Origin of the sequence: Pseudomonas sp. PDM13, assembly GCF_025685765.1 — a bacterium.
Classification (GTDB): Bacteria; Pseudomonadota; Gammaproteobacteria; order Pseudomonadales; family Pseudomonadaceae; genus Metapseudomonas; species Metapseudomonas solani.
In genome coordinates this window covers 39,727-53,918 of sequence record NZ_JAOTQU010000005.1, presented here as the reverse complement: position 1 = coordinate 53,918, position 14,192 = coordinate 39,727, and the positions used below count along the sequence as shown (strand labels likewise).

The window sequence follows — 14,192 nt, the reverse complement described above, 5'->3', positions numbered from 1 at the left end:
ACGTCTTCAGCGCACGTGCACGTAGGTGCCGGGTGCCGCCTCCATGGGTGGGTGGGCCTGGTTGCCGAGGGTGACCAGGGTTTCGCGCTGCTCCCCCGAGCGCGCCTGGATCCAGCTCAGCCACTCCGGCCACCAGCTGCCCTGCACGTTCTTCGCGTCGTAGTACCAGGCGCGGTGGTCCGAGCTGAGCTTGCCGTTTTCCAGGTAGTTGGCCTTGGGGTTGCCCGGTGGGTTGAGGATGCTCTGGATGTGCCCGCTGTTGGACAGCACGAAGCGGCTGTCGCCACCCAGCAGGCGGGCCGAGCGATAGACCGCATCCCAGGGGGTGATGTGGTCGTTGATGCCGGCCACGCTGAAGCTGTCCACCGTGACCTTCTGCAGGTCGATGGGGGTGCCGCAGATTTCCAGCGCGCCGCCCCGGGTCAGCGGGTTGTGCTTGAAGAAGTCCAGCAGGTCGCCGTGGAAGGCGGCGGGCAGGCGGGTGTTGTCGTTGTTCCAGTAGAGGATGTCGAAGGCCGGCGGCTGGCGGCCCAGCAGGTAGTTGTTGACGAAGTAGTTCCACACCAGGTCGTTGGGGCGCATCCAGGCGAATATCTTCGCCATGTCGCGGCCGTCCAGGACGCCGTGCTGGTAGGAGCGGCGTTTTGCCGCCTCCAGGGTCTGTTCGTCGGCGAACAGGGCGGCGGGGCTTTCGACCTGGCTGTCCAGCAGGCTGACCAGGTAGCTGGCGCTGCTGACCTTGCGCAGTTGCCGCTTGGCCTGGAGGTGGCCTTGCAGGGCGGCGATGGTCAGGCCGCCGGCGCAGGCGCCCATCAGGTTGACGTCCTTGCTGCCGGTGATGGCGCGGGCCACGTCGACCGCCTGCTCCAGCGCCTGCACATAGGTGGACAGGCCCCACTCGCGGTGGCGCGCGTCGGGGTTGCGCCAGCTGACCATGAGCACCTGCAGGCCATTCTTCAGCGCGTACTGGACGAAGCTCTTCTCCGGCGAGAGGTCGAAGATGTAGAACTTGTTGATCTGCGGCGGGACGATCACCAGGGGCTTGAGGTACTGCTTCTCGCTCATCGGCTTGTACTGGATCAGCTCCAGCAGCTCGTTGCGATAGACCACCGAACCGGGAGTGATGGCCAGGTTGCGGCCGATCTCGAAGGAGTGCTTGCTGACCTGGCGCGGCATGGCGTTGTTGTTCAGCACGTCGTCCAGCAGGTGGCGCGCGCCATTGAACAGGCTGAGGCCGCCGGTGTTGAACAGCTCCTTCACCGCCAGGGGGTTGAGCAGGCTGTTGGAGGGCGCCATGGCATCGCTGACCAGGGCCAGGACGAAGCGCGCGCGGGCGCGGTCATCGTCGGCGAGGTCGCTGTCCTCGACCCAGGCATAGAGTTGCTTCTGCCAGGCCAGGTAGGCCTGCAGGCCGCGACGGTAGAACGGGTTGTGGCTCCAGGACGGGTCGGCGAAGCGTGCGTCCTGCGGGTTGGGCTTGTGCGGGGTGTCGCCCATCAATACGCGGCCCAGCTGGCCACCGAAGGCGAGGACGTGGCGGGCGCTGTGCACGGGGTGCTTCAAACCCTGCAGGGCGAGGGTGCGGACGGTGGAGGCCAGGTCCTTGCCTCGCAAGCCGACAATGGCGCTCTGTGCGTTCATGTAGTTAGCGGGGACCGGCAAGGCTCCCGACACCTGTTTCTCTCGCATGGGGGCAACGCTCCGTAATCAATCCGTCGTCAAGGAGGTTTAGGCAAGGCTCGTACCACTGAGCGCAATAGGTGCATTCCAGACTACTGCGCGGGAAATTCAAGTTCGTTACAGCGGGCGTTTTGCCGCGCGAATGCGGTGCTGCCGCCCCATCATGGAGCGGAGGCACCGCCGCCTGCGGGCTTCAGGGATTGCGCAGTTGCATCGGCTGCGGGTGGATTACCGCGCGCTGACGTTCCTGGGCGAGGAACTTCATGATGATCGGCGCCACGGTTTCCGCCCGGGTCACGAGGAACAAGTGACCGTCGTCGATGACATGGAGTTCCGAGTTGGGGATGCGCCAGGCGAGCATGCGCATGTTCACCAGCGGAATGATCGGGTCGTCGTCGCCGGCCAGTACCAGGGTGGGTTGGCGGATGCGGTGCAGCCAGTGGATGCTGGTCCAGCCGAGGCCGGCGAACAGCTGCCAGTAGTAGCCGAGCTTGCCGGAGGAGCGCACCTTGCTGGCGTGGGCCATGGCCAGGGTCGGGTCGCGGCGGAAAGCCCCGCCGTAGATGTCCGGGGCGATGTGCACGCCATAGGACGGCTGGATGTAGCGCCGCGGGCTGGCCATGCGCCAGAGCACCTTGGGCTTGCCGGGCACCATGATCGCGCCGGCCGAGGTGGCGGCGAGGATCAGCTTCTTGCAGCGCTCGGGGTAGTCGTGGGCGAACTGCTGCGCCAGGGCGCCACCCCAGGACACGCCTATGGCGTTGACCTGGCCGTAGTTCAGGTAGTCGAGCATGCGGGCGGCGAGCTTGGCCAGGCCGGGGAAGCGGTAGGGCTTGCTCGGCGTGGAGGAACCGCCGACACCGGGCACGTCGAAGGCGATCACCTCCTGGTCCGGGTCGAGGGCCTGGACGAAGGGGAACACCAGCTCGAGGTTGGCACCGATGCCGTTGAAGATGAGCAGCGGCGTCAGGTGGTCCTTGCCGGGTCTGACGGCGGTGCGGATGGTCTGGCCATCGAGGTCGATGGTGCGGAAGACGAAAGGTTGCGGCATGCGCGGGCCCCTATGGATTGAAACGACGGGAGGCACCCGCGAGGGGCCTCCCTGTAGCGCCAGGCCGAGCCTGGTTCAGGCCGCCGCCGGTATTGGCGGTGGGCCTGGCTGGCACGTCCGGGTGCCGGGGCAGCAATGCGCAATGCGCGCGATCAACGTTCGTGGACATAGGTCCCTGGCGAAGCCTCGCCGGCCGGGTAGGCCTTGTTGCCGAGGGTGAAGCTGGCTTTCTTGGTCTTGCCCGAGCGCTCGGCCAGCCAGGCCTGCCAGTAGAGCCACCAGGAATCGGCGTGCTTGGTGGCGTTCTCCTGCCAGGCCTTCGGGTCGGCAGGCATCTCGCTGTTGGTGGAGAAGCGCGCCTTGGGGTTGCCCGGGGGGTTGAGGATGCTCTGGATATGCCCGCTGTTGGAGAGCACGAACTCGCACTTGCCGCCCAGCAGCAGCGCCGAGCGGTAGCAGGCTTCCCAGGGGGTGATGTGGTCGGTGGTGCCGGCCACGCAGAAGAAGTCGCACTTCACCTGCTTGAGGTCGATGGGCGTGCCGCAGACCTCCAGCGCATCGGCGCGGGTCAGCGGGTTGGTCTTGAACATCTCCACCAGCTCGCCGTGGAAGGCGGCGGGCAGGCGCGTGGTGTCGTTGTTCCAGTAGAGGATGTCGAATACCGGCGGCTCGTTGCCGAGCAGGTAGTTGTTCACCCAGTAGTTCCAGATCAGGTCGTTGGGGCGCATCCAGGCGAAGACCTTGGCCATGTCCTTGCCTTCCAGCACGCCGGATTGGTACGAGCGGCGCTTGGCGGCCTCCAGGGTGGTCTCGTCGGCGAACAGCGCGACCTGGGTATCCAGGTTGAAGTCGAGCACGCTGACCAGCTGGGTGAAGGCGTGCACCTTGTGCTCGCCGATCGCCTGGTAGTGGCCCAGCAGGGCGACTGTGGTGATGCCGCCGGAGCAGGCGCCGAGCATGTTGAGGTCCTTGGCGCCGGTGATCTTAAGCACCACCTCGATGGTTTCCTTGAGCGCCTCGATGTAGGTCGACAGGCCCCATTCGCGCTGGGCCTTGGTCGGGTTGCGCCAGCTGACGATGAAGGTCTGGATGCCGTTGCGCAGGTTGAAGCGCGCCAGGCTCTTCTCCTGGGACAGGTCGAAGACGTAGAACTTGTTGATCTGCGGCGGCACCACCAGCAGCGGGCGCTCGTGCACCTGCTCGGTGATGGGCTTGTACTGGATCAGCTCCAGCACGTCATTACGGAAGACCACGGCGCCTTCGGTGGTGGCGAGGTTCTTGCCGACCTCGAAGGCGTCCATGTTGACCTGGCTGGGCATGCCGCCGTTGTTGACCAGGTCCTTGGCGAGATGCGAGAGGCCGTCGAGCAGGCTCTTGCCGCCGGTTTCGAAGAAGCGCTTCACCGCTGCCGGGTTGGCCATGGTGTTGGTGGGGGCCATGGCTTCGGTCATCAGGTTGATCACGAAGTGGCCGCGGCTGGTATCGGACGACGACAGGTCGCTGTGCTCGATCCACTGGTGCAGTTCCTTGCGCCAGGCGAGGTAGGTCTGCAGGTAGCGCTTGTAGAGGGGGTTCTGGCTCCAGGCCGGGTCCGCGAAGCGGCGGTCGTCGGCTTCCGGCTGCAGGGCCGAGGAGCCGAGCAGGACGTTTTTAAGCTCGACCCCGAAATGGGCGACGTGCTTGGCACTGTGGAAGGGCTGCTTGATGGCCTGCAGCATGACCATGCGCGCGGAGGTCAGCAGATCCTTGCCGCGGATGCCGATCACCGGGTTCAGCCCGAGGGTATTCTCAGAGGCTTGGCGCTGCAGGTCTTCATTGTTCTTGTTGCTCATCTACGACGCTCCATTGTCCAGAGGCGGATACCGGGTTACTGCTGTACGGGACAGTTAAGCGTGCCTGGTACTGCTCGGGTTACCGGGGGTGCGAAGAGAACTTCGCCGATTTCTATGAACCTGTGGTTGCCAAATGCATGGAACCTGCCAGTTCTTGGTTACCCGAGTTTGTGGATTTGCGCAAGCTGGCCCTGGGTCGGGCGCGCGCCGGGGAGTATGTCGCGAGCTTCTAGAAAATGCGCTCTAACCTAGTGCGGCCTGGCCAGAAAGGGGCTGGCCGGCGCACCGGGTCAGAGCATCAGGCGGACGACGCTTTCGTCGGGATCGCGGGAGCGCCCGGCGGCGGAAAGCTGCTGCAGGTAATCCTCCCAGAGGGCGTCCTGGCGGACGGCGAGCTCATGGAGGTAGTCCCAGGTGAACAGGCCGCTGTCGTGGCCGTCGTCGAAGGTCAGTTTCAGGGCATAGTTGCCCGCCGGTTCGACGCCGACGAGCGCGACCCGCGCCTTGCCGTACTGCAGGATCGGCTTGCCGTGGCCCTGCACCTCGGCCGAGGGCGAATGCACCCGCAGGAACTCCGCCGGCAGGCTGTAGCTCACATCGCCATAGCCCAGCACCAGGGTGCGGGAGGCTTTATGCAACTGGATCGAAGTGGGGATGCGCATGGCGATAGCTCCAAGCGGCAAGCTTCAAGCTGCAAGAGGCGGGGTGCTTGCCGCTTGCAGCTTGGGGCTTGAGGCTGCGGTTAGAGAATATACCGCGACAGATCTTCGTCCTTGGCCAGCTCGCCGAGGTGGCTGTTGACGTAGGCGGCGTCGATCAGGATCGGCTTCTCGTCGTGCTGGGCAGCCAGGTCGCCGGCGCTGAAGGAGACTTCCTCCAGCAGGCGCTCCAGCAGCGTGTGCAGGCGACGGGCACCAATGTTCTCGGTCTTCTCGTTGACCTGCCAGGCGATCTCGGCGAGGCGCTTGATGCCTTCCGGCGCGAACTCGATGTTCAGGCCTTCGGTCTTCAGCAGGGCGCTGTATTGCTCGGTGAGCGAGGCGTGCGGCTCGGTGAGGATGCGCTCGAAGTCTTCGGGCGACAGGGCCTTGAGCTCCACACGGATCGGCAGGCGGCCTTGCAGCTCCGGCACCAGGTCGCTGGGCTTGGACAGGTGGAAGGCGCCCGAGGCGATGAACAGGATGTGGTCGGTCTTGACCATGCCCAGCTTGGTGTTGACGGTGCAGCCCTCGATCAGCGGCAGCAGGTCGCGCTGTACGCCCTCGCGGGAGACATCGGCGCCGCCGACGTTGCCGCGCTTGGCGACCTTGTCGATCTCGTCGATGAAGACGATGCCGTTCTGCTCCACCGCCTCCAGGGCGCGGGCCTTGAGTTCCTCTTCGTTGACCAGGCGCGCGGCTTCCTCGTCGCGCACCAGCTTCAGCGCTTCCTTGACCTTGAGCTTGCGGCTCTTGCGCTTGCCCTTGCCCATGTTGGAGAACAGGTTCTGCAACTGGCTGGTCATTTCCTCCATGCCGGGCGGGGCCATGATCTCGACGCCGGCCGGGCTTTCGGCCACTTCGATGTCGATCTCCTTGTCGTCCAGCTGGCCTTCACGCAGGCGCTTGCGGAACAGCTGGCGGGTGTTGGAATCCTCGCGGGCGGGCTCGTCACCGAAGCCGCTGCGGGCCGGCGGCAGCAGGGCGTCGAGGATGCGCTCCTCGGCGGCGTCCTCGGCGCGGAAGCGCACCTTGTGCATCTCCTGCTCGCGCATCATCTTCACGGCGGCGTCGGCCAGGTCGCGGATGATCGATTCGACGTCACGGCCCACGTAGCCCACCTCGGTGAACTTGGTGGCTTCGACCTTGAGGAAGGGCGCGTTGGCCAACTTGGCCAGGCGACGGGCGATCTCGGTCTTGCCTACGCCGGTCGGGCCGATCATCAGGATGTTCTTCGGCGTTACCTCGGCGCGCAGCTCGACCGGCAGCTGCATGCGCCGCCAGCGGTTGCGCAGGGCGATGGCCACGGCGCGCTTGGCGTCGTCCTGGCCGATGATGTGACGGTTGAGTTCGTGGACGATCTCGCGGGGTGTCATGGACATGTACGGAAGCTCCGGTCTGGACGGCCTCACTCGGCGGCGTCCAGCTCCTCGATGGTGAGGTTCTGGTTGGTGAACACGCAGATGGAGCCGGCGATGTTCAGGGCGGTCTCGGTGATCTCGCGGGCGGACAGCTCGGTGCGCTGCAGCAGCGCGGTGGCTGCGGCCTGGGCGAAGCCGCCGCCGGAGCCCATGGCGATCAGGCCGTGCTCGGGTTCGACCACGTCGCCGTTGCCGGTGATGATCAGCGAGGCGTCCTTGTTGGCCACAGCGAGCATGGCTTCCAGGCGGCTGAGGGAGCGATCGGTGCGCCAGTCCTTGGCCAGCTCGACGGCGGCACGGACCAGGTGGCCCTGGTGTTTCTCCAGCTGGCCTTCGAAGCGTTCGAACAGGGTGAAGGCGTCGGCGGTGGCACCGGCGAAGCCGGCCAGCACCTGGCCGTGGTAGAGACGGCGGACCTTCTTGGCGTTGCCCTTCATCACGGTGTTGCCGAGGGAAACCTGGCCGTCGCCGCCCATGACGACTTTGCCGTTGCGGCGGACTGAAACGATGGTGGTCAAGGGGAGAGTCTCCACGCAGCGGGGCGAATTGCCCGAATGGAAACCCAGATGGGGGAGGCGGCGCGGCTTTTCAACCGCGCGCCTGCGAATAGCCGATCAGCGTGCCTGTCGTTGTTGCAACAGGAGATTACCGAAGCCGCTGCCAGCCAGCTGTTTCTGTGCGCCCGCCAGTTGCTCACGGGTGGCGAAGGGGCCGACCAGAACGCGGTACCAGGTCTCCTCGCGCACGGTGCCGGATTCCACCTGGACGTTCTGCCCCAGGAGGATGATCTGCGCGCGTACGCGGTCGGCGTCGTCCTTCTTGCGGAAGGAACCGGCCTGGAGGAAGAACTGGGTGACCGGCGCCTTGGCCACGGTGGGCGGGGGCGGCGGCACCTGCCCGGCGAGGGCGGCTTCGGCGCGTGCGGCGTCGATCTTCGCGGCTTCCTCGGGCGTCACCGGCTGGGTGGGCGTGGTCGGCGGCGTGTCCTTGGGCATGGCGTCCGGCGGCACTATGACTTCGGATTCCGGCAGCAGCGTGTAGAAGTCGTATTTCGGCTTGGTCGGCTCCGGCGTCGCCTGGGGCTGTTGCTGGCCGCCCGCTTGCGGTCGCGGCGTCGGCTTGCCGTTCGCCGCCTGCTGCTGCTCGGGCTTGGTGCGACGGATGTCGTCGCGACCGGGCTCGAGCTTCATCAGCATGACCACGAAGCCGCCGATGACCAGGCCCATCGCCAGCCAGACCCAGCCCGGTACCGGCTTCTTCGGCGGTGCCTGATAGCGGCTGGCCCCGCGCTTGGGTGCTGCTTTTTTCTTCGCCATAGTCCGTTACATGCGTTCCAGGGGTTGCAGGCCGAGCAGCTCCAAGCCCTGCTTGAGGGTGCGGCCGGTCAGCGCGGCGAGGCGCAGGCGGCTTTGCTGGGTGGCGTCGTCTTCGGCGGCGAGGATCGGGCAGTTCTCGTAGAAGCTGGAGAACAGGCCGGCCACGTCGTAGAGGTAGGTGCAGAGGATGTGCGGCACACCCTTGGCGGCGACGTTGTTGAGGGTGTCGGCGAACTGCGCCAGCTTGCCGGCCAGGGCCTGCTCCTGTTCGGCGGCGAGGATGATCTGCCCGCCGATCTCGTCAATGCCCTTGCCCAGCTTGCGGAACACGCTGGCGGTACGGGTGTAGGCGTAGAGCAGATAGGGCGCGGTGTTGCCCTCGAAGCTCAGCATCTGCTCGAAGTTGAAGCTGTAGTCGCTGGTGCGGTGCTTGGAGAGGTCGGCGTACTTCACGGCGCCGATGCCGACGGCGCGGCCGATCTGGCGCAGTTCGGCGTCACCCAGCTCCGGGTTCTTTTCCTTGACCAGGGCGTAGGCGCGCTCTTCGGCTTCGTTGAGCAGGTCGATCAGCTTCACCGTGCCGCCGTCGCGGGTCTTGAAGGGCTTGCCGTCGGCGCCGTTCATGGTGCCGAAGCCCATGTGTTCCATTTCGAAGTCGGGGCGCACGAAGCCGGCCAGGCGCGCGGCGGCGAAGACCATCTGGAAGTGCAGGGCCTGGCGCTGGTCGACGAAATACAGGGCGCGGTCGGCCTTGAGCACGCCGCTGCGGTAGCGGGTGGCGGCCAGGTCGGTGGTGGCGTAGAGGTAACCGCCGCCTGCTTTCTGCACGATCAGCGGCAGTGGGTCGCCTTCGGCGTTCTTGAACTCGTCCATGAACACGCAGAGTGCGCCGTCGCTCTCGGTGAGCAGGCCTTTGGCGCGCAGGTCGGCGACCACATTGGCCAGGTCGTCGTTGTAGGCGCTCTCGCCCTTGACGTCGGCCATGGTGAGCTTCACGCCCAGGCGGTCGTAGACGGCCTGGCAGTGGCTCAGGGAGATGTCGTTGAAGCGGTTCCACAGTCGCAGGCACTCGTCGTCGCCGGCTTGCAGCTTGACCACCAGCTCGCGGGCGCGATCGGCGAATTCGCTGGATTCATCGAAACGCTTCTTGGCGGCGCGATAGAAGCCTTCCAGGTCGGCCAGTTCGGCGTCGCTGCCCACCGGCTGTTCCTGCATGAAGGCCAGCAGCATGCCGAACTGGGTGCCCCAGTCGCCCACGTGGTTCTGACGGATCACCTCGTCGCCGAGGAACTCCAGTACCCGCGCCACGCCGTCACCGATGATGGTGGAGCGCAGGTGGCCGACGTGCATCTCCTTGGCCAGGTTCGGCGCGGAGAGGTCGACGACCACGCGCTGGGCCGGGCCGGCCTTGCGCACATTCAGGTGGGCGTCGGCCAGGGCGGCGTCCAGGCGCTGGGCCAGGGCCTGGGTGTTCTGGAAGAAGTTGAGGAAGCCGGGGCCGGCGATCTCCACTTTGCTCACCTGGTCGTCCTGGGGCAGGGCGGCGATGAGTTTTTCGGCCAGGTCGCGCGGCTTCAGGCCGGCCGGCTTGGCCAGCATCATGGCGATGTTGCTGGCGAAGTCGCCGTGGGTCCTGTCCTTGGTGTTTTCCACCTGGATGGCCGGGCTGAGGCCCTCGGGCAGCACGCCTTCGCTGGCGAGACGGGTCAGGGCTTGCTGGATCAGCTGGCGAATGGTGTCTTTCATGTTCTGCTCTCGGCCGGTGTGCGGCGGCGCCTGGGCGCTGGTTGAAAACTGGGCATTATCGGTGCGCGGAGCCCGCAGCTTCAAGCGGCAAGCGCCAAGCCGCATGTGGGAAGCCCTTGGCGGCGGCCCTGGAACGTGACCTGCCGCTAGAAAAGATCGATCGGGTCGATATCCAGTGACCAGCGCACGCTGCGCCCGCCGGGCAACTGCTCCAGGGCCAGGCTCCAGGGCGTCAGCAGGCGGTGCAGGGTGGCGCGGGCGTTGGCCTGGACCAGCAGCTGCGCACGGTGCTTGCCGGCACGGCGCTCCATGGGGGCGGGCACCGGGCCGAGCAACTCGATGCCGGACAGACCCTGTTCGGCGAGCAAATGTTCCGCTTCGGCGCAGGCGGCATCGAGAAATTCCTCGGCCTGCCCGGGTTTGTGCGCTTCGGCACGCAGCAGTGCCAGGTGGGCGAAGGGCGGCAGGCCGGCGGCACGACGCTCGGACAGGGCCTGCTCGGCGAAGGCGAAGTAGCCCTCCTCGGTGAGTTGCACCAGCAGCGGGTGGTCGGCGAGGTGGGTCTGGATGATCACCCGGCCCGGTTCTTCCGCCCGCCCGGCACGGCCTGCCACCTGGACGATGAGCTGGGCCATGCGCTCGCTGGCGCGGAAGTCGGCGGAGAACAGCCCACCGTCGGCATCGAGGATCGCCACCAGAGTGACGCGGGGGAAGTGGTGCCCCTTGGCGAGCATCTGGGTGCCCACGAGGATGCAGGGCTCGCCCTTGTTGATGGTGGCGAAGAGCTTGTTCATGGCGTCCTTGCGCGCGGTGCTGTCGCGGTCGATGCGCAGCACGGGGACGCCCGGGAAGAGGATGTTCAGGCGCTCTTCCGCGCGCTCGGTGCCGGCGCCGACGGGACGCAGGTCGACCTTGGCGCAGTCCGGGCAGGCGCGGGGCTGGCGCTGGGTATGGCCGCAGTGGTGGCAGCGCAGTTCGCCGGAGCGCTGGTGCAGGGTCATCCGGGCGTCGCAGCGCGGGCATTGGCTGATCCAGCCGCAGTCATGGCACAGCAGGGTCGGGGCGAAGCCGCGGCGGTTGAGGAACACCAGCACCTGCTGGCCGGCCTTGAGGGTCTGCTCGATGGCTTGTTGCAGCGGCCCGGAGAGGCCCGAGTCCAGCGGCCGGCTCTTGATGTCCAGGCGCAGGAAGCGTGGCTGGCGGGCGCCGCCGGCGCGCTGGGTCAGGCGCAGCAGGCCGTAGCGGCCGGCATGGGCGTTCTGCAGGCTTTCCAGGGAGGGCGTGGCGGAGCCGAGAAGGATGGGGATGTTGTCCTGGCGTGCGCGTACCAGGGCCAGGTCGCGGGCGTGGTAGCGCAGGCCTTCCTGCTGCTTGTAGGAGGCGTCGTGCTCCTCGTCGATGATGATCAGGCCGGGGTTCTTCATCGGCGTGAACAGCGCCGAGCGGGTGCCGATGATGATGTCGGCCTCGCCGTCGCGGGCTGCCAGCCAGGCATCGAGACGCTCGCGGTCGTTCACCGCCGAGTGCAGCAGGGCGATGCGTGCGTTGAAGCGGCGGGAGAAGCGCTCCAGCGTTTGCGGACCGAGGTTGATCTCGGGGATCAGCACCAGGGCCTGCTTGCCGGCAGCGAGGGTCTCGCGGATCAGTTGCAGGTAGACCTCGGTCTTGCCGCTGCCGGTGACGCCGGCGAGGAGAAAGGCGTTGAACTGGCCGAAGGTGGAATACACGGCGTCATAGGCGGCGCGCTGTTCGGCGTTGAGCGGCAGCTCGGCCTGGGCCAGCCAGTGCTCATGGCGCGGCGTGGCGGTGCTGCGGCGGGTCTCGATATAGACCAGGCCCTTTTCCAGCAACAGGTCGAGGCTGTCCTTGTTCAACTGCAGCTGGCTGAGCAACTGGTGGGCGACGCCGTGGGGGTGCTGGGCGAGGGTGGTCAACGCCTGGCGCTGGCGCGGTGCGCGGGCCAGGCGCGGGTCTTCGGCGCGGGCGCCTTCGCTGACGTGCCAGAAGCGCTCCTGGCGCACTTCCGCGGGTTCGCCCTGGCGCAAGAGTACGGGCAGCGCCCAACTGAGGGTGTCGCCGAGGCTGTGCTGGTAGTACTGGGCGGTCCACAGGCAGAGCTTGAACAGCTCGGCGGGCAGCGGCGGCTTCTGGTCGAGCAGTTCCAGGGCGGGGCGCAGTTTGTCTTCGGGAACATCACTGTGCTCGGCCACCTCCACCAGGACGCCGATCACCTCGCGACGGCCGAAGGGCACGCGCAGGCGCACGCCGGGCTGCAACTGCCGACCGGATACGCCTGCGGGTGCGCGGTAGTCGAACAGGCGGCGCAGGGGCGAGGGCAGGGCAAGGCGCAGGATGGCGTTGGGCACGGGGGTCTCCGAATGGGCGCGGCGATCCTAGCACGGCCGCACGTCGCCAGGCGTGGCGGCCGACTTGCGTGATGGCGAAGCTCTGGTATCATCTCGCGCCTGTTTCCGTGCGGTGCTCGACATAGGGTCGGGTGGCGGCACGCCAGACCTGAGGATCAAGCCATGAAACCGGAAATCCATCCCGAATACGTAGCGATCGAAGCTACCTGCAGCTGCGGTAACGTCATCAAGACCCGCTCTACCCTGGGCAAGAACATCAGCCTCGACGTTTGCTCCGAGTGCCACCCGTTCTACACCGGTAAGCAGAAAGTCCTGGACACCGGCGGCCGTATCGATCGCTTCAAGCAGCGTTTCGGTGTATTCGGCGCCAAATAAGCGACCGAATAGCCGGGAAGGCTTCGATGAAGCCTTCCAGCTGTACAGAGAAAGGCGCCCGATGGGCGCCTTTTTCGTTTCCGGTGTTCGCCCGCCCCTGCGCAAGGGTAGTGATTGACCGGCCCCCGGCTGCAGCGTAAAAACCGCATAGCCCCGCAGGACGCAGTGGTTGCGCGAGCGGTCGCCGAGGTGATCCATGCCCGCTTTACCTATTCTGCTGCTCTGCCTGCTGCTCTCCCTCCTCACCGGCTGCGCCGTCAACCCGGCCACGGGCGAGCGCAATTTCGTGATGATGAGCGAAAGCCAGGAACTCGACCTCGGCAGCCGCTACAACCAGCAGATCCAGAAGGAATACCCCCGCTACGCCGATGATCGGCTGCAGGCCTATGTGCAGCGGGTGGGCGAGCGCTTGGCAAAGCACAGCCACCGCGCCAACCTCAATTACATCTTCACCGTGGTCGACTCGCCGGACATCAACGCCTTCGCCCTGCCGGGCGGCTACATCTATATACATCGCGGCCTGATAGCCTACCTGAGCTCCGAGGCGGAGCTGGCGGCGGTGCTGGCCCACGAGGTGGGCCACGTCACGGCGCGCCACAGCGTGCAGCAGCAGAGCCAGTCCCAGGCCTGGAACATCCTTGGCCAGGCGGTGGCCATCGGCACCGGCGTCAGTGCCGCAGGCGACCTGACCAATGTGCTGGGCGGGGCGATGGTCCGGGGGTACGGCCGTGACATGGAGCTGCAGGCCGATGGTCTCGGCGCCCAGTACCTGGCCCGCAGCGGCTACGACCCCCAGGCGATGATCGAGGTGGTCAAGGTGCTGAAGAACCAGGAGGAGTTCGCCCGCGACGAGGCCAAGCGCAAGGGCCAGGAAGTACCCGAGTCGGGCAGCTACCACGGCGTTTTCGATACCCACCCGGACAACGACACGCGCCTGCAGCAAGTGGTCGGGCCGGCTCGGGCCCTGGCCGGTGGGCAGCAGGAGGTGAACCGTGATGCCTACCTGAAGGCCATCGAGGGCTTGCCCTTCGGTGACTCCGCCGAGTCGGGCATCCAGCGCGGGCAGCAGTTCTATCACGTCGGCCTGGACTTCGCGCTGCGCTACCCGGATGGCTGGGAGCTGATCAACAGGTCCGATGCGCTGATCGGTCACACCGCCGACCAGCAGGCATTCATCGCCATGCAGTTGGCGGAGCGCACCCCGGGGCTGACGCCTGCGGAGCTGCTGCACAAGCGAGCGGGCCGCCAGCGCCTGGTGATGGAGGAGACCTTCAGCAAGGATGGCGTGATAGGCGTGACTGCGGTGATTCCCGGCGATTCCGCCCGACGTGTGGCTGTCGTCTTCAAAGGGGATCAGGCGTATCTCTTTATCGCTGGGATGAGAGAAAGGGCCTCCCTGGAAACGGAGGATGCGAACTTCCTTTCCGTCATTCACAGCTTCCGCTCGCTCAAGCCCGAAGAGAAGAACCTGGCCCAGCCCCTGCGGTTGCATCTGGTGCAAGTGAAGGCCGGCGAAACCATCAGGAGCATGGCTCGCGGCGCTGGTTTGCCGGGGGATCCCGTCGAGCTGGAAAATCGTATCCGATTGATGAATAATTTGTATCCAATCGGCGAGCCGAAAGCGGGGGATTGGCTTAAAGTCGTACGTTAGAGGGCTTGACGCAGCGTGACTGAACAGTCTTGTCGCCCCCCGGTATCTTGCGTATC

Annotated in this window: 11 protein-coding genes; 2 read left to right on the top strand and 9 right to left on the bottom strand. The window is 66.3% G+C overall.

Translation table 11 applies throughout. The features are described from left to right. Positions 1–6 precede the first annotated feature (6 nt). From phaC (OEJ36_RS07075) to OEJ36_RS07035, 9 genes are all read right to left on the bottom strand, one after another. Positions 7–1,689, bottom strand: coding sequence for a class II poly(R)-hydroxyalkanoic acid synthase (gene phaC / locus OEJ36_RS07075; protein WP_263400907.1), 1,683 nt, complete (start codon positions 1,687–1,689; stop codon positions 7–9). A gap of 184 nt (positions 1,690–1,873) precedes the next feature. Next, positions 1,874–2,731 (bottom strand): poly(3-hydroxyalkanoate) depolymerase, encoded by an 858-nt coding sequence (gene phaZ / locus OEJ36_RS07070; RefSeq protein ID WP_021221356.1) that lies wholly within the window; start codon positions 2,729–2,731, stop codon positions 1,874–1,876. A gap of 152 nt (positions 2,732–2,883) precedes the next feature. Beyond that, complete coding sequence (phaC, locus tag OEJ36_RS07065; protein WP_263400906.1) at positions 2,884–4,563, bottom strand: class II poly(R)-hydroxyalkanoic acid synthase; 1,680 nt, start codon at positions 4,561–4,563, stop codon at positions 2,884–2,886. 290 nt (positions 4,564–4,853) lie between these two features. Beyond that, complete coding sequence (locus OEJ36_RS07060; RefSeq protein ID WP_263400905.1) at positions 4,854–5,225, bottom strand: DUF971 domain-containing protein; 372 nt, start codon at positions 5,223–5,225, stop codon at positions 4,854–4,856. An 80-nt stretch (positions 5,226–5,305) separates the two neighbouring features. Beyond that, entirely contained in the window at positions 5,306–6,643 is a 1,338-nt protein-coding gene (gene hslU, locus OEJ36_RS07055; RefSeq protein ID WP_263400904.1) for an ATP-dependent protease ATPase subunit HslU, read from the bottom strand. 26 nt (positions 6,644–6,669) lie between these two features. Then, complete coding sequence (gene hslV, locus OEJ36_RS07050; protein WP_031288432.1) at positions 6,670–7,200, bottom strand: ATP-dependent protease subunit HslV; 531 nt, start codon at positions 7,198–7,200, stop codon at positions 6,670–6,672. A gap of 96 nt (positions 7,201–7,296) precedes the next feature. Next, on the bottom strand, positions 7,297–7,998 hold the full coding sequence (locus OEJ36_RS07045) for an SPOR domain-containing protein (protein WP_263400903.1): 702 nt from the start codon (positions 7,996–7,998) through the stop codon (positions 7,297–7,299). A 6-nt stretch (positions 7,999–8,004) separates the two neighbouring features. Then, positions 8,005–9,744 (bottom strand): arginine--tRNA ligase, encoded by a 1,740-nt coding sequence (gene argS / locus OEJ36_RS07040; protein WP_263400902.1) that lies wholly within the window; start codon positions 9,742–9,744, stop codon positions 8,005–8,007. Positions 9,745–9,890: 146 nt separating this feature from the next. Continuing rightward, the gene (locus tag OEJ36_RS07035) at positions 9,891–12,110 is read right to left on the bottom strand and encodes a primosomal protein N' (protein WP_263400901.1); all 2,220 of its coding nucleotides are present in this window, start codon (positions 12,108–12,110) and stop codon (positions 9,891–9,893) included. A 162-nt stretch (positions 12,111–12,272) separates the two neighbouring features. Here OEJ36_RS07035 and rpmE point away from each other — a divergent pair, with 162 nt between their 5' ends. Together rpmE and OEJ36_RS07025 are read left to right on the top strand one after the other, a co-directional pair. Then, entirely contained in the window at positions 12,273–12,485 is a 213-nt protein-coding gene (gene rpmE, locus OEJ36_RS07030) for a 50S ribosomal protein L31 (protein ID WP_003453200.1), read from the top strand. Positions 12,486–12,681: 196 nt separating this feature from the next. Next, complete coding sequence (locus tag OEJ36_RS07025) at positions 12,682–14,136, top strand: M48 family metalloprotease (RefSeq protein ID WP_263400900.1); 1,455 nt, start codon at positions 12,682–12,684, stop codon at positions 14,134–14,136. Positions 14,137–14,192: the final 56 nt, after the last annotated feature.